Here is a 15129-nt window from a genome sequence, read left to right on the forward strand (position 1 = left end):
GATCAGCTCAGCTTGGAGCTGGTACGACGCACGATGCGAATCTTGTGGGACAAAGCAGGTTTGCGGGTCACGCTGATGGCGCGGCGGGTGACGACGTCCAGGGTGATGTTCCAGAACCCGGTGCTCGGCGCGGTGATTTTAGCCGGGAATTTGTCAAACGCGCCGCCATGGTAAGTGTGGCGCCCGCCGTTCTTGAAGCTGCGAAAGTTCGCATCGCTCATCAGACGGATATTACAAGTCTGCGAGCATTCGATGACAACAATATCTCCCTCGTTGAGGTGCTCGCGCTGGTGGATGAATTTCATGGGAGTGTCTCCAGAAGGGCTTTTTCTGCAAAATCAGAAGGATACGTAGGTTAAGATGGAGTTTATCAGCCCCAGCGCGTTTATTATCGGCCCGTCTTCGACGCCGTCGACAATTTAAAACAGTTATTTACCGTGTGATCAGGGATAAATCCTACGTGTCCGGGAGAAAATTACCATCCCCGCTGTCGTAGGGTCTTTATCGGAGGTTTTGTATGAAGTGGAGTGTGTTGGTTCTGGCCTTGGCGTTGGGTGGGTGTGCTTCGGTTGCAGACATCAAGCAGACCCCGCCGACATTGGCGGTCATTTCCGGGAAAAAGCCGCAGGAATACGCTGCTTGTGTCGTACACAAATTGTCCACGACACGTCGTCCTTCGCAGATCGAACCTCACAAGGAAGGCGTGCGTGTGATCGTGCCGCAGAAATTCTCGGCTGACCCATCGGCGATCTTCGAAATTGAAGAGCGCTCCAGCGGCAGCAGCATCAAGCTCTACGAGAGCATGTCGAACGTGCCGATTCGCCCAGGTGATGTGAAAAAAGCCGGTGAAGACTGCATCTCTGGCTGATCTCCAGCCCGTCGCGCGCCTTCGAATCCGATAAAAGCCTGGCCCTGCAAACGCAGCGCCAGGCTTTTTTAATGCCGCCTGGAACGTTGTGGAAGCAGGATCATTCCCATACTATTTGTAAGGCTTATGCCGTGAATGTCTAAGCTTATAACTATAAACAGGGAGTGATGATGAGACCTCTGCAACGAACACTGGTGGGGAGTGCACTGTTTTTTCTGCTGGGCAGCGCGCACGCGTTGGATGGCAGCAAGATTTTCACCGAGGGGGGCGCGCAGCCCGCAGCGATGGCCTGCGTCGCGTGCCACGGGGCGGACGGCGGCGGTGTCGCGGCGGCGGGGTTTCCGAGGTTGGCCGGATTGCCTGCGGCTTATCTGCGTAAGCAATTGGAGGACTTTAAGCGTGGCAGTCGCGATAACCCGGTGATGCGTCCACTGGCAATCGCGCTGACGGATGCCGAGGTACAAGCGCTGAGCCAGACCATCGCCGCAATGCCGGCTGCCGCCCCCGTCCCGGTGTATCGCAGCGAAATGCCGACCAATGCCGCGCAGAAACTTGCCTTGCAAGGCGCGTGGGAGCGGCAGATTCCAGCCTGTGTCAGCTGTCACGGGCCGGCTGGCAGCGGCGTCGGCGATACGTTCCCGCCGCTAGCCGGGCAGCCCGCGGGCTACCTCGCCGCGCAGTTGATCGCGTGGCAGAACGGCACCCGTCACAACGATGTCAACGACCTGATGGGGCCTATCGCCAAGTCACTGACTGCGCAGGAAGCCCAGGACGTGGCCCAGTATTTCGCGTCGTTAAGCCTGGAGGTCAAGCCATGAAGCCGTTTGTGCTTGTAAGCGTGGTCGGCTTGTTGATGGCTTTGCCGATCCAGGCCGCGACCATTGCCATGGAAGATCAATCCCAGCTGGTGCCACGCCCGGCTGGCCAACAAGCCGCGTTGTTTCAGCCACCGTCGGAAAAAGACTTGCCGGATAATGCGTACGGCAAGCTGGTCAGGCAGGGATATGCCTTATTCGTCGACACCAGGCGCCTGGCGCCGCAATTTGTCGGCAACGGCCTTAATTGCAGCAATTGCCATTTGGACCAGGGGCGCCTGGCCAACTCGGCGCCATTGTGGGCGGCTTATCCGATGTATCCGGCTTACCGCAAGAAAAACGACAAGGTCAACACCTACGCCGAGCGGCTCCAGGGTTGTTTCCAATTCAGCATGAACGGTGGCACCCCGCCGGCAGCCGACAGCCCGGAAATCACCGCGTTGTCCGTGTATTCCTATTGGCTGGCCAGTAAGGCGCCCTTGGGCGTGGAACAGCCGGGGCGCGGTTACCCCGATGTGGCACAACCCGCGCAGGGCTACAGCATCGCCCGAGGCGCACAGGTGTATGGGGATCAGTGCGCGGTTTGCCATGGCGCGCAAGGGCAGGGGCAAAAGGTCGGCGATCACTACGCGATGCCGCCGCTGTGGGGTAAAGACTCCTACAACTGGGGCGCCGGCATGCACCGGATCAACACGGCGGCTGCGTTTATCAAGCACAACATGCCGCTGGGTAAAGGCGCCAGCTTGAGCGACCAGCAGGCCTGGGATGTCGCAGCCTACATCAACAGTCATGAGCGGCCGCAGGACCCGCGCCTGATTGAGGGCTCGGTAGAGAAAACCCGGGTGAAGTTTCATGCCAATGACGGTGTCAATCTATATGGCCAAACAGTGGAAGGCGTGCTGATCGGGCAGGGCATCCGTTAGACTGTCGGCCATTCAATGCAAAAATACCGCGCAGCCCTGGGGTTGCGCGGTATTTGTCTTTTTTGGAAGCCCGTTATGAAACGTGAAGATGTCAGAGCCCGCCACGCCGAGGGTCAGATCTCGGCCACCCATGTCATCCAGAATCCGGCCGATCTGGGCGAGTGGATCGTGTTTTTCAAAAAGAGCGGCGGGCGCAGTTTTTTCCTGGTGGACGATCAGGATGAAGTGGAATCTTTCCAGCGGCTGGATGACCTGATCGAGACCATTCGCGGCCTGGGCATCAAGTTCGCCGACATACAGCTATAAACGCTTACTTGCAGACCACAACCACGCTGCGGTTTTTGTAGTTGCCTACGTCCTGCCCCAGGGTCTTGTCGCTCTCCTTGAGCGACGGCGTGCCTTCGGTGCCAACGATGCGATAGCCGGTGCCCGCGCAGGATGCATCGGCTTTTTCGTAGCAGCTGGCCCAGGAATTGGCTTCGCCGGAACAGTCGATGGTCAGGCCTTGTTCGCCGTTTTTCAAATAGACGTCAGAGGTGGTAGTGCAGCCGGCGAGCGCCAGGACTGCAGTCAGTGCCAGAATCTTGTTCATAGGTGTTCGTCATCAAGGGTGTTAGGAGGGACGCGCTGACACTGTCGTGGGGCGTTTGCCGAAGATTATAGCGAACTGCCATCTACGTACAGACAAACGCAAAAAAGCCTCGCTATGCGAGGCTTCATGTACCCGGGCTGCTGCTTACTTGCCCTTCGGCCGCTTGCTCGATGCGTGACCGGCTTCGTCCACGAACACTTCAGCGACCGCAATGGCTTCACGCTCGGTCGCGAAGCAACCGGCAACGCTGTCGCCGTGAAAGTTGATCAAGTGCCAGCCGTCCGCACGCTGGGTAATCAGGTAGCCGTTCACACCTTTGGGTTCTGACATCTATTAACAATCTCGTGGTCTGGTTCAAGGGCGCAATCATAGCGCCAAATGTCGTCGACACGTGCACGTTAATCCACGTCAATGCACCGCAGTGAAAGCGTGCTAAAAGATTCAGGTAGATAGCGGCCATAAGCAGTCGGCAATTTTGCCAAGTCAATGGCGCTGCTGTTTGTAAGATAAGTGGAACTTACGCTCAGTTTTTTTCTCTATGATGACATCGCAACGCCAGCAGGACCCATTGTAAGGTGGCTGCGGCCTGATTAGACTGCGCCGAATTCCGTACGCATAGCCCTTTGTAAGGACCCATATGATCAAGAAATGCTTGTTCCCAGCAGCCGGTTACGGCACTCGCTTCTTGCCAGCGACCAAGGCCATGCCCAAAGAGATGCTGCCGGTGGTGAACAAGCCACTGATTCAGTACGGTGTGGAAGAAGCCCTGGATGCCGGTCTGAACGAAATCTCCATCGTGACCGGTCGCGGTAAGCGCGCGCTGGAAGACCACTTTGACATCAGCTACGAGCTGGAAAATCAGATCAAGGGCACCGACAAGGAAAAATACCTGGTCGGCATCCGCAAACTGTTGGACGAGTGCTCGTTCTCCTACACTCGCCAGACCCAGATGAAAGGCCTCGGCCACGCCATCCTGACCGGCCGTCCGCTGATCGGTGACGAACCGTTCGCCGTGGTACTGGCGGATGACCTGTGTGTGAACCTGGAAGGCGACGGCGTACTGACCCAGATGGTCAAGCTGTACCAGAAATACCGCTGCACTATCGTCGCGGTGATGGAAGTCAACCCGACCGAAACCAACAAGTACGGCGTTATTGCCGGCGACGACATTGGTGATGGCCTGATCCGCGTACGCGACATGGTCGAGAAGCCGGCGCCGGAAGACGCACCGTCCAACCTGGCCATTATCGGTCGCTACATCCTGACCCCGGACATCTTCAAGCTGATCGAAGAAACCGAGCCAGGCAAAGGTGGCGAGATTCAGATCACCGACGCCCTGTTGAAGCAGGCCAAAGATGGCTGTGTAATTGCCTACAAGTTCAAGGGCCAGCGCTTCGACTGCGGCGGCGCGGAAGGCTACATCGAAGCCACCAACTTCTGCTACGAGCACTTCTACAAAACTGGCAAGGCTTACTGATTCACGCCTGTTCGCTGGTTTTAAGAGAAAGCCACCTTCGGGTGGCTTTTTCGTTTTTCAGCCCCATGTAAGTCGGTATGCTGATGTCCTGCCGAGGAGAGTGAAATGGCCTACGATTTTGATCTGTATGTAATTGGCGCCGGTTCCGGCGGTGTTCGCGCAGCGCGTTTCGCCGCAGGCTTCGGCGCCAAGGTGGCCGTCGCGGAAAGCCGCTACCTGGGTGGCACCTGCGTGAACGTGGGCTGCGTGCCGAAAAAACTGTTGGTGTACGGCGCGCATTTTGCCGAGGATTTCGAGCAGGCCAGCGGTTTTGGCTGGTCCCTGGGCGAGGCGAATTTCGATTGGGCGACGCTGATCGCCAATAAGGATCGCGAGATCAACCGCCTCAACGGCATCTATCGCAACCTGCTGGTCAACAGCGGCGTGACCCTGCACGAAGGGCATGCGCGCCTGGTGGATCCACATCAGGTGGAAATCAATGGCGAGCGTTTCACGGCCAGGCACATCCTGATCGCCACGGGCGGCTGGCCGCAGATTCCGGATATCCCCGGGCGCGAACATGCGATTGGCTCCAATGAAGCGTTTTTCCTCAAGGAGCTGCCAAAGCGCGTGCTGGTAGTTGGCGGCGGTTATATCGCCGTTGAGTTTGCCGGAATCTTCCATGGACTGGGCGCGCAAACCCGCCTGTTGTACCGCGGTGATTTGTTCCTGCGTGGGTTTGACGGCTCGGTGCGCAAGCATTTGCAGGAGGAGCTGACCAAGCGCGGTCTGGACCTGCAATTCAATGCCGACATCGAACGCATCGACAAGCAAGCCGATGGCAGTCTCAAAGCTACCCTCAAGGATGGTCGCGTGCTGGAAGCCGATTGCGTGTTTTACGCGACCGGTCGGCGCCCCATGCTGGATAACCTTGGGCTGGAGAACACCGGCGTCACCCTCGATGAGCGTGGCTTTGTGCAGGTCAATGATCAGTACGAGACCACCGAGCCTTCGATATTGGCCATCGGCGATGTGATCGGCCGCGTACAGCTGACGCCGGTCGCCCTGGCTGAAGGCATGGCCGTGGCTCGGCGCCTGTTCAAGCCTGAGCAGTACCGCCCGGTGGACTACGCGATGATCCCGACCGCCGTGTTCAGCCTGCCGAATATCGGCACGGTGGGCCTCACGGAGGAGGAGGCGAAGAAGAGCGGCCACCAGGTCCAGGTGTTCGAAAGCCGTTTCCGTCCGATGAAGCTGACCCTGACCGACTGCCAGGAGAAAACCCTGATGAAGCTGGTGGTGGATGCCGACACCGATAAGGTGCTCGGCTGCCATATGGTCGGGCCGGATGCCGGCGAAATCGTCCAGGGCCTGGCGATCGCGCTCAAGGCGGGCGCGACCAAACGGCATTTCGACGAAACCATCGGCGTGCATCCTACGGCGGCGGAAGAATTCGTCACCATGCGCACTCCCGTGGCCGACTGATCAGTCGGCTGGCTTGGCCTCTGGCGCCGTCGCAACGGCGGTAGCCAGACGCAAGGCTTCGATACTGGCCTGAGCCTTGATCAGGTCCAGTTCCAGGGCCTTGTTGGCTTGCTGGTATTCAGCCAATGCCTCCTGGCGTGACTGACTGTCCAGCAATGCCACGCGCAGGCGCTCCTCAAGCAAGGCGCGCTCGCTGTCGATACGATTAAGGCGTTCGTTGAGCTTGAGATGCTCGGCCTGGTCCTTGCGGGCGCTCTCCTGCAGGGCCGCCAGCTCTTTGAGCGTAACTCGATGCTCGATGAGCAAGCGTTCGTTATCCCGATGCAATTGCGTGATCTCGTCCTGGCGAACCATGGCGCTCTGCTGGGCCTGGCGCAGTTCTGCCTGGATCTGCTGCAACTGACCCTCGTGCCGTCGCTGTTCCTGCTCGCGTTGTTCCTTGATAGCCGTGCGGTAGTGCTCAAGGGCATCCCGCGCGTGCGTGTGCTTGTCTTCCAATGAGCGGATCTGCTCGTCCTTGTCGTTGATGCGCAATTCGTAATCGCTGCATGCCTGGCTGAGCCCGGCGTTGCGGGTCTGCTCTGTCTGCAGGCTGGTGCTGGCGGTCTGCAGTGCCGCGCTTTCTTCGGCCAGAGCGGCGGCCTGAATATCGAACTGTTGCTGAAGTTGCTGGTGCGCGTCCTGCAGCGTTTGCAGTTGGGCGAGCAGGGCGGCCTTCTCTTGCTCAAATTGCGCCAATGCCAGGTCGATCGGCTCTTGAGCCTTGTCTTTAAGGCGTTGGGCCAGGCGCGCGACCAATTCGCTCAATTCATCGTCGATCGGTGCCGCAGTAATGCTGGCGCGGGTTTCGCTGTCGTCCAGCTCTTTCAGATACCGATGAATGGTGGTCTTGGAGCCGGTATTGCCCATTTCGATGCGTACCGCGTCGATGCTGGGATGTTCGCCACGGGCGATGATCGCCAGGCGTGCCGTCTGAACTACTGCTTTGTTAATGCCGCCGCGTGCCATGGAGTCTCCGTCGATTTGATACTGTTTTACATAGTATGTATTTACATACTGTATCACGTATGAAAACGCCGTTAAATTTGAGATTCAACAGATGGGATATTGGCGTATTATCCCGTGTCATGCGCGTTTTAAGCGCCTGCCACCTCCGTTTACCGTACGAATAGGCCCGCCCATGAGCGATCTGGATCGATACCTCACCGCCGCCACCCGCGATAACACGCGTCGCAGCTATCGCGCCGCGATCGAGCACTTCGAGGTTATCTGGGGCGGTTTCCTGCCGGCGACCAGCGACAGCGTGGCGCGCTATCTGGTGGCGCATGCGGGCGTGCTGGCGGTCAACACGCTCAAACTGCGCCTGTCTGCATTGGCGCAATGGCACATCAGCCAGGGGTTTCCCGACCCGACCAAGGCGCCGGTGGTGCGCAAGGTGCTTAAAGGCATCCGCGCCGTGCACCCGGCGCGGGAAAAACAGGCCGAGCCGTTGCAGCTCCAGCATCTTGAGCAAGTGGTGGCCTTTCTTGAGCGCGACGCGCAAGAGGCAAATGCGGCTCAGGACCCCGCGCGCGTGCTGCGCGCCAAGCGCGATACGGCCCTGATCCTGCTGGGTTTCTGGCGTGGCTTTCGCAGCGACGAACTGTGCCGTCTGCAGGTCGAGCATGTGCAGGCAACGCCTGGCGTCGGCATCAGCCTGTATGTGCCGCGCAGCAAGAGTGACCGCGACAACCTCGGCAAGACCTATCACACGCCGGCATTGTTGCGCTTGTGCCCGGTGCAGGCCTACAGCGACTGGCTGAACGCCGCGGCGCTGGTGCGTGGGCCGGTGTTCCGCAGCATTGATCGCTGGGGCAACCTGGCAGAGACGGGTTTGCACGCCAATAGTGTCATTCCGCTATTGCGCCAGGCGCTTGAGCGGGCCGGGATTGCCGCCGAGCACTACACCAGCCATTCGCTGCGCCGAGGCTTCGCCACCTGGGCCCATCGCAGCGGCTGGGATATGAAGTCGTTGATGAGTTACGTCGGCTGGAACGACATGAAATCCGCCATGCGCTATGTTGAAGCGACGCCCTTTCTGGGGATGACGCTGGCCAGCCAACCGTTGATTTGATTTTTCTTCTATATATACGGTTACCTGATAGCGAAAACCAATCGTCAGCATCAGGTTTGCCAATGAGCCATCTATCAACAGACTGGGTAGGATTCACCCCATCAACTTCTTAACCCCTGACGGAGAGTCAACGATGCCTATCATCAACAGCCAAGTAAAACCGTTCAAAGCCACCGCGTTCAAAAACGGCAGCTTCGTAGATGTGACCGACGCTGACCTGAAAGGCAAGTGGTCGGTCGTGTTCTTCTACCCAGCCGACTTCACCTTCGTTTGCCCAACCGAGCTGGAAGACCTCGCTGACAACTATGCCGAGTTCCAGAAACTGGGCGTCGAGATCTACAGCGTTTCCACCGACACCCACTTTGCCCACGCGGCCTGGCACAACACTTCGCCGGCCATCGGCAAAATCCAGTACACCATGATCGGCGACCCGACCCTGACCATCTCGCGCAACTTCGACGTGCTGATCGAAGAAGCCGGCCTGGCGGACCGCGGTACCTTCGTGATCAACCCGGAAGGTCAGATCAAAATCGTTGAGCTGAACGACGGCGGCGTTGGCCGTGACGCTTCCGAGCTGCTGCGCAAAATCAAGGCTGCTCAATACGTTGCCGCCCACCCGGGCGAAGTCTGCCCAGCCAAGTGGAAAGAAGGCGAGGCCACCCTGGCTCCGTCCCTGGACCTGGTCGGCAAGATCTAAGTCTGTGAAGCACCTGGGGCGGGTTTCCGCACCTGTGAAGTAAGCCGCAACCGCCCCTAAAAACGCCCGGGCGAGATTCGCTCGGGCGTTTTTTTTCGACTGTAATAAACCGAATTAACAGGAAATCGCCCGTATGTTGGACGCCAATCTTAAAGCTCAGTTGAAGTCATACCTGGAACGGGTCACCCAGCCGATCGAGATCGTCGCTTCCCTCGACGACGGTGCGAAATCCCAGGAAATGCTGGCTCTTTTGCAAGACGTCACCAGCCTCACCACGCTGATCACGTTGAAAACCGATGGCGATGATGCGCGCAAGCCGTCATTTTCCATCAACCGCCCGGGTGCCGAAATCAGTCTGCGTTTCGCCGGCATCCCCATGGGCCATGAATTCACTTCGTTGGTGCTGGCCCTGCTGCAAGTCGGTGGCCACCCGTCGAAGGCCAGTGTTGAAGTGATTGAACAAATCCGTGCGCTGAAGGGCGAGTTCAGCTTCGAGACGTACTTCTCACTCTCCTGCCAGAACTGCCCGGACGTGGTCCAGGCGTTGAACCTGATGGCCGTGCTCAACCCCAACATCCGCCACGTCGCCATCGACGGCGCATTGTTCCAGGCCGAAGTCGACGAACGTCAGATCATGGCGGTACCGAGCGTCTACCTCAATGGTGTGAACTTCGGCCAGGGCCGCATGGGCCTGGAAGAAATCCTCGCCAAGCTCGACACCAGCGGCGCCGAAAAAGCTGCCGAGAAAATCAGCGCCAAGGCCGCCTTTGATGTGCTGGTGGTCGGCGGAGGCCCGGCGGGCTCGTCGGCGGCCATCTACGCGGCACGTAAAGGTATCCGCACCGGTGTCGCCGCTGAGCGTTTCGGTGGCCAGGTGCTGGACACGATGTCGATCGAGAACTTTATCTCGGTCCAGGAAACCGAAGGGCCGAAACTGGCCAGTGCCCTGGAAGCCCACGTGCGTCAGTACGACGTTGACATCATGAACCTGCAGCGCGCCAGCAGCCTGGTTCCAGCAAAGAATCCCGGAGAGCTGCACGAAATCCGCTTCGAAAGTGGCGCCACGCTCAAGTCCAGAACGGTGATCCTCGCCACCGGCGCACGCTGGCGTGAAATGGGCGTGCCGGGCGAGCAGGAATACAAGGCCAAGGGCGTGTGCTTCTGCCCGCACTGCGACGGCCCGCTGTTCAAGGGCAAGCGCGTGGCGGTGATCGGCGGCGGCAACTCCGGTGTCGAAGCAGCCATCGACCTGGCGGGTATCGTCAGTCACGTGACGCTGCTTGAGTTCGACAGCAAGCTGCGCGCTGATGCGGTGCTGCAGCGCAAGTTGTACAGCCTGCCGAACGTGGAGGTGATCACCAGCGCATTGACCAGCGAAGTGAAGGGTGACGGTCAGAAAGTCACCGGCCTGGCGTACAAGGATCGCGACAGCGGTGCGTTCAAAACGCTCGACCTGGAAGGCATTTTCGTACAGATCGGCCTGCTGCCCAATACCGACTGGCTCAAGGGCACGGTGGAGCTGACGCCCCGTGGCGAGATCATCGTCGATGCCCGTGGTGAGACCTCGCTGCCCGGCGTGTTTGCCGCCGGCGATGTCACCACAGTGCCGTACAAGCAGATCGTGATCGCAGTGGGCGAGGGCGCCAAGGCTTCCCTGAGCGCGTTCGATCACCTGATCCGCACATCCGCCCCGGCGTAAAACCGAGCACGCAAATGAAAAACCCCATGAGAGATCATGGGGTTTTTTTGTTTACATCGGTGCTGGCTGAATGATCTCAACCCAGTAACCGTCCGGGTCCTTGATGAACGCCAGGCTTTTCATGCGGCCATCGGTCAGGCGCTTCTGGAAGTCGCAGCCCAGGGTTTCGAAGCGCTCGCAGGCAGCGACGATATCCGGCACCGAAATGCAGATATGACCAAAGCCGCGCGGGTCGGTGTTGCCGTTGTGGTAGGCGAAGGCAGGGTCGTTTTCGGTGCCGTGGTTGTGGGTCAGTTCCAGGATGCCGGGGATCGACTTCATCCACTGAGTACGCTCGGCGGCGTCTGCGGGGATCTGGGTTTTGTCCACCAGGGCCAGGAAGTAGAGGCTGAATTCGGCTTCCGGAAAATCGCGCTTTTCAACCAGCGAGAAGCCCAGAACGCGGGTGTAGAAATCCAGCGAACGAGTGATGTCTTTGACGCGCAGCATCGTGTGGTTGAACACGAAGTGCGTGGTGGCGGTGTCAGGTTGCGCGGTAACGCCGGGGACAGTGTTCAGTTCGTGCAGGCTCATGGGCCCTCCAGAAAAAAATGGGGCAAACGCGACTCCACTCGGGAGCGCTCCCTTGGCTTGCGGCAAGCATTCATGCAGCCGGGCCATGATACGCAAGGCCTGGCCGCCGCGCCAAATGAAAAAGCCCGGCGCGGGCCTTGCGACCAGCCGCTGGAGGGGCTCACACTTTGTGGCTCGACCTTTTGGTGTTTTCGCAATGATCGACTGTCGTAAACCGCTATTGAGCGCTATGTGTGTGCTGCTGGCCAGCCCGTGGGCAGTGGCTGCTGAACCGGAAATCCATTGGCCCAGCGGCTGGCAGATCGAAGAGGTGGCCCCTGCGGCGGATACGCCCGCCCAGGCGCAGGCTGTGTCCCGGCAACGGGCGATCAAGAATGACGAGAATGGCAAGACCCTGATGGTTATGGAATTGACTGGTACGCCCATTGAAGCGGGGCATAAAGTTAATCTTCAAGGGGTGTTGCTGGAGATGCGCAAATCTATCCAGAAAGACTTCGCCCAAGGTGGCTATCAAAGTGTGTGCACCAAAATGCACCCTACGACATTAAGCCGTCTCGATGCGCTGGAAACTACTTGCGTGATTACCGAAAACGGCCGTCACGTGCTCTCGCAAACATTGATAGGCGCGGTGGATACCGATAAAGCGTATGTATTTTCATACGCCGGTCAGCCACAGGCCTATGACGAAAGCAAGAATGAAGTGGGCTCGGTGCGTAACAGCTTGAAACTTTAAGCCAGTGGCATCGAGCGATTCTGAACAAAATGAAATGTTATTTAAGTTCACTTTCGAACCTTGAATAAAAAGCCCCGCATGTGCGGGGCTTTATGTGACTGGGTGCGGTTCACTTGCGCAGCCAGGACTCTACGGTTTGTGCGCCGTGCTCTTCCTTCCAGGCTTTGAGGCCACGGTGGTTGCCGCCCTTGGTTTCGATCAACTCGCCGGTGTGCGGGTTCTGATAGACCTTGACGACGCGTGCGCGGCGCTGCTTTGGCGCGCTGGCAACGCTGCTGGCCTTGCCTGGGTTAGGGTCCAGGATGGCAATAATGTCACGCAGGCCCTTGCCGTAGGTTTTCATCAGCCCCTGGAGTTTTTCTTCGAATTCGATTTCTTTCTTCAGGCTGGCATCGTTCTTCAAGGATTCCAGCTGGGCAAGCTGCTCTTGAAGGGCTCTTTCTGCTGCGCGAAATTCGGCGAGTTTGGACAAAATCGGTACTCCAATAGTGTAGTTGGCTGATATCAACTGCTAACAAAGCTGCAAGCCAAGCGCTTTAAGGTGACTCTAAACGGGCAAGAAAAATTGTAGTAGTTAATACGTCACGAGTAAATCACGTCTTTTGTCTCATTAACACTTTTTGAAGCTGCCTAGTGCGGGCCTATTCAATCCTTGGCCAGGCTGTTAACGAATTCCTCACACGGTAGTGGCCGGCCAAATAGATAACCTTGAAGGAAGTCGACTCCTCGACTCGCGAGGTATTGGCACTGCTGCGCTGTTTCAACGCCCTCGGCGACGATACCCAAGTCAAGCTTGCCGGACAATTCAATGATGCTGTCCAGGATATGCCCGGACAGCGCGTCGACGCCGATCATGGCGACAAAGCTCTGGTCGATCTTCAGGTAGTCCACATTGAAGTTGCGCAAATAACCCAGGCTTGAATGGCCGGTGCCGAAGTCGTCGATGGCGATCATCACGCCCAGCGCGTGGAGCGCCTCGAACAGGCGACGGGTGATCTCAGTGGGCTCGATCAACTCGCGCTCGGTCAGTTCCAGCACCAGCGTAACCTGCCCCGGGGCGAAGGCCGCGAGGAACTCGCGGCAGTCGTCTACCAGTTGCAGGTCCTGGCAGTGACGCGCGGTGATGTTTACGCCGATATGGAACCCCGGCGTGAAACGCGACGCGTGAGGCGCCAACTCGGCGGCGGTCCGGCGGAGCAGGGCGCGGGTCATCGGCACGATCAGGCCGCAATCCTCAGCCAGCGGAATGAACAGGTCCGGGCGTACCAGGCCTTCCTTCGGATGCTTCCAGCGCATCAGCACTTCGCAACCGGCCCACGCGCGGGTGTCGCCGCGCACCACCGGTTGGTAGTAAGGGATGAACTCATTGGCGCCCAGTGCCCGTTGCAACTCATGGGTTGGCGACGAGGCGCGCTTTTGCAGCCAGTGCGCGAGCAGTGCCGCCAGCCCGCCAAAAAACACCAATAGGCTGAACAGGGCAGGGTAACGCGCCTGCATGTAACGCCACACCTCACCGTCCGGCATGCCGGCATCGACACTGTAGGCATAGCGCGTCGAAGCCAGGTGCTGATGGGCCACCGCGAACGTCGGCGGCGGTGTCCGGCGCACCTGGCCATCGGCGTCGAGCCAGTGCGGGCCGACCTGCAGAATCAGTTGCGCATAGCGGCTGATCAGGCGCAGGGCATTGGTGAGGTGGTAGCCGTCAACCGAGGCGAACGCGGCCTTGTCCCCTTCAACCAGGCGATAAACCAGCAGCGCGGTGTCCGGGGTGACCGGGTTGCCGTCCATCAGCCACAGGCGCCCATCGACGTAATCATCCGGGTTGACCGGCGAGGTGTAATCGCCGCCGAACAGGGAACTGCAATAGATATTTTTCTGCCAGGACAACGTGGTGGCGCGTACAAATGGCCGGCGCGTCACCTGTTCGCGCAGCGCCAGTTGAGTGGCGCTGTCGCACGGCTGCCCGGCCAGCGGCACCAGCGCCTGGGCGGCAAGCGCGGTGTTGTCGAGCATCAGGTCGAACTGGCGCACCGCCTCTTCGGCGGTCTGCGTCGTGCTTTGTTCCAGGGTACGTTCGGCCTGCCAATACAGGATGACGACCCCGAGCAGCACGGGCAGCAGGCCACACATGGCGCTGATCGAGAAGCGGGTAACGGGCTTTCGAGGGCCATTGACACGAAGCGGCATGGGTTCTGGGGCCTGTTGCGCAGCGGGGGTTACCGGCGCGCCGGTGAGGAATGTTTCGATGATAGATGGGCGGGCTCAAATATGCTCGCCTTGGTCAGGTTTTGTGCAATCTCTATGAACGCCAGCGCAGCAGGAGATGCCTGTCGCCGATCCAGCACTGCCAGGCCGATCCGGCGCGCAACGCTGGGTAGCAACGGCCGTGTGACGTAGCGCGAATCGTGACCGCAGGGTAACGACGCCTGCGCCACGACACTGACGCCGTCACCCCGGCAGACCGCCTCCAGCGTGCTCAGCAGCTGCGCGCAGCGATAACGCACCTTGGGTTGCAACTGGGCGCCGGCAAACAGCCGGCTGACCAGCTCCGACGACCCGGCTTCGGTCAGAATAAACGGATCATCGCACAGCGCCCGCAGGGGCAAGGCGTCCTGCGCGGTCAGCGGATGGTCCGCCGGCAGCAGCGCGACCATCTGATCCTCGCACAGCGCGAAGGTATCGAAGCGCTCCTGTTCCAGCACCACAAAACCGACGTCGATGCGCCGCTCCTCCAGCCACTGGATCACCTGCCGATCCGGCCCTTCGTCTACATGCACTTCAATTCCCGGATACTCGGCGCGAAAGCGCTGGAGGATGGCTGGCAGCAACCGTATCGACGCGGTCGGGCCGAATGAGCCGATGCGCAAGGTGCCGCGCTTCATGCCACGGGCGTCCGCGGCTTCCTGTTGCAACGTATTGGCCAGGCCAAGCATGGCGCGTGCGCGTGCAAGTAATTGCAGGCCGATGTCGCTGGGTTCGACCAGGGTTTGATGCCGCCGGAATAGCGTCACGCCCAGCTCCTGCTCCAGCGCCTTGATGGCATGGGACACGGCCGATTGGCTGATACCCAGGCGGTGGGCGGCACTGGTAAAGCCCTGCAGTTCGGCAACCAGGGAAAAGATTTCCAATTGGGTCAGGGTCATGAGTGTTTACTCATTTTACGATGATGAGTCAT

General features: G+C 59.2%; 18 protein-coding genes. 10 read left to right on the forward strand and 8 right to left on the reverse strand.

The window, feature by feature from the left end; translation table 11 throughout:
- Nucleotides 1-2: 2 nt before the first annotated feature.
- Nucleotides 3-305 carry a DUF1883 domain-containing protein gene (locus OSC50_RS11520; RefSeq protein ID WP_003191319.1) on the reverse strand — a complete coding sequence of 101 codons (303 nt, stop codon included), beginning with the start codon at nucleotides 303-305 and terminating at the stop codon, nucleotides 3-5.
- A 212-nt stretch (nucleotides 306-517) separates the two neighbouring features.
- On the opposite strand from OSC50_RS11520, the gene OSC50_RS11525 reads away from it, so the two are divergent.
- The 4 genes from OSC50_RS11525 to OSC50_RS11540 all read left to right on the forward strand — a co-directional run bounded on the left by OSC50_RS11525 (nucleotide 518) and on the right by OSC50_RS11540 (nucleotide 2912).
- Nucleotides 518-868, forward strand: coding sequence for a hypothetical protein (locus OSC50_RS11525; protein ID WP_181077729.1), 351 nt, complete (start codon nucleotides 518-520; stop codon nucleotides 866-868).
- Between the two features lie 170 nt (nucleotides 869-1038).
- On the forward strand, nucleotides 1039-1686 hold the full coding sequence (locus OSC50_RS11530) for a c-type cytochrome (RefSeq protein WP_181077727.1): 648 nt from the start codon (nucleotides 1039-1041) through the stop codon (nucleotides 1684-1686).
- Nucleotides 1683-2606, forward strand: a complete 924-nt coding sequence (locus OSC50_RS11535; protein WP_266249458.1) for a c-type cytochrome — start codon at nucleotides 1683-1685, stop codon at nucleotides 2604-2606. The genes OSC50_RS11530 and OSC50_RS11535 overlap by 4 nt, the downstream gene beginning before the upstream one ends.
- A 75-nt stretch (nucleotides 2607-2681) precedes the next feature.
- On the forward strand, nucleotides 2682-2912 hold the full coding sequence (locus tag OSC50_RS11540) for a hypothetical protein (protein ID WP_034098003.1): 231 nt from the start codon (nucleotides 2682-2684) through the stop codon (nucleotides 2910-2912).
- A gap of 4 nt (nucleotides 2913-2916) precedes the next feature.
- Here OSC50_RS11540 and OSC50_RS11545 read toward each other — a convergent pair whose 3' ends face one another.
- A complete protein-coding gene (locus OSC50_RS11545) occupies nucleotides 2917-3198 on the reverse strand; it encodes a hypothetical protein (protein WP_181077723.1) in 282 nt (93 codons plus the stop codon).
- Between the two features lie 144 nt (nucleotides 3199-3342).
- Nucleotides 3343-3528: a hypothetical protein gene (locus tag OSC50_RS11550; protein ID WP_181077722.1), complete on the reverse strand. Its 186-nt coding sequence runs from the start codon at nucleotides 3526-3528 to the stop codon at nucleotides 3343-3345.
- Between the two features lie 307 nt (nucleotides 3529-3835).
- Between OSC50_RS11550 and galU the strand changes: the two genes are divergently transcribed.
- The gene (galU, locus tag OSC50_RS11555) at nucleotides 3836-4675 is read left to right on the forward strand and encodes a UTP--glucose-1-phosphate uridylyltransferase GalU (RefSeq protein ID WP_003173830.1); all 840 of its coding nucleotides are present in this window, start codon (nucleotides 3836-3838) and stop codon (nucleotides 4673-4675) included.
- Between the two features lie 105 nt (nucleotides 4676-4780).
- On the forward strand, nucleotides 4781-6139 hold the full coding sequence (gene gorA, locus OSC50_RS11560) for a glutathione-disulfide reductase (protein WP_266249452.1): 1359 nt from the start codon (nucleotides 4781-4783) through the stop codon (nucleotides 6137-6139).
- On the opposite strand, the gene OSC50_RS11565 is transcribed toward gorA, so the two are convergent.
- Nucleotides 6140-7147: a DNA-binding protein gene (locus tag OSC50_RS11565; RefSeq protein WP_266249449.1), complete on the reverse strand. Its 1008-nt coding sequence runs from the start codon at nucleotides 7145-7147 to the stop codon at nucleotides 6140-6142.
- A gap of 172 nt (nucleotides 7148-7319) precedes the next feature.
- Between OSC50_RS11565 and OSC50_RS11570 the strand changes: the two genes are divergently transcribed.
- The 3 genes from OSC50_RS11570 (at nucleotide 7320) to ahpF (ending at nucleotide 10648) form a co-directional block, all read left to right on the forward strand.
- Complete coding sequence (locus OSC50_RS11570) at nucleotides 7320-8252, forward strand: site-specific integrase (protein ID WP_266249447.1); 933 nt, start codon at nucleotides 7320-7322, stop codon at nucleotides 8250-8252.
- 133 nt (nucleotides 8253-8385) lie between these two features.
- Nucleotides 8386-8949, forward strand: a complete 564-nt coding sequence (gene ahpC, locus OSC50_RS11575) for an alkyl hydroperoxide reductase subunit C (RefSeq protein WP_003191303.1) — start codon at nucleotides 8386-8388, stop codon at nucleotides 8947-8949.
- A gap of 133 nt (nucleotides 8950-9082) precedes the next feature.
- Nucleotides 9083-10648, forward strand: coding sequence for an alkyl hydroperoxide reductase subunit F (gene ahpF / locus OSC50_RS11580; RefSeq protein WP_181077714.1), 1566 nt, complete (start codon nucleotides 9083-9085; stop codon nucleotides 10646-10648).
- A gap of 51 nt (nucleotides 10649-10699) precedes the next feature.
- Here the strand turns inward: ahpF and gloA are convergent, their stop codons facing one another.
- Nucleotides 10700-11221: a lactoylglutathione lyase gene (gene gloA / locus OSC50_RS11585; protein WP_181077713.1), complete on the reverse strand. Its 522-nt coding sequence runs from the start codon at nucleotides 11219-11221 to the stop codon at nucleotides 10700-10702.
- 196 nt (nucleotides 11222-11417) lie between these two features.
- On the opposite strand from gloA, the gene OSC50_RS11590 reads away from it, so the two are divergent.
- Nucleotides 11418-11954, forward strand: coding sequence for a DUF4946 domain-containing protein (locus OSC50_RS11590; protein ID WP_266249733.1), 537 nt, complete (start codon nucleotides 11418-11420; stop codon nucleotides 11952-11954).
- Between the two features lie 109 nt (nucleotides 11955-12063).
- Here OSC50_RS11590 and OSC50_RS11595 read toward each other — a convergent pair whose 3' ends face one another.
- The 3 genes from OSC50_RS11595 to OSC50_RS11605 all read right to left on the reverse strand — a co-directional run bounded on the left by OSC50_RS11595 (nucleotide 12064) and on the right by OSC50_RS11605 (nucleotide 15097).
- Nucleotides 12064-12426 carry a histone-like nucleoid-structuring protein, MvaT/MvaU family gene (locus OSC50_RS11595; RefSeq protein WP_181077711.1) on the reverse strand — a complete coding sequence of 121 codons (363 nt, stop codon included), beginning with the start codon at nucleotides 12424-12426 and terminating at the stop codon, nucleotides 12064-12066.
- Nucleotides 12427-12599: 173 nt separating this feature from the next.
- Entirely contained in the window at nucleotides 12600-14141 is a 1542-nt protein-coding gene (locus OSC50_RS11600; RefSeq protein WP_266249433.1) for an EAL domain-containing protein, read from the reverse strand.
- A gap of 29 nt (nucleotides 14142-14170) precedes the next feature.
- Nucleotides 14171-15097: a LysR family transcriptional regulator gene (locus tag OSC50_RS11605; protein WP_266249431.1), complete on the reverse strand. Its 927-nt coding sequence runs from the start codon at nucleotides 15095-15097 to the stop codon at nucleotides 14171-14173.
- Nucleotides 15098-15129 lie beyond the last annotated feature (32 nt).

Origin of the sequence: Pseudomonas quebecensis (assembly GCF_026410085.1) — a bacterium.
GTDB classification, from domain to species: Bacteria; Pseudomonadota; Gammaproteobacteria; order Pseudomonadales; family Pseudomonadaceae; genus Aquipseudomonas; species Aquipseudomonas quebecensis.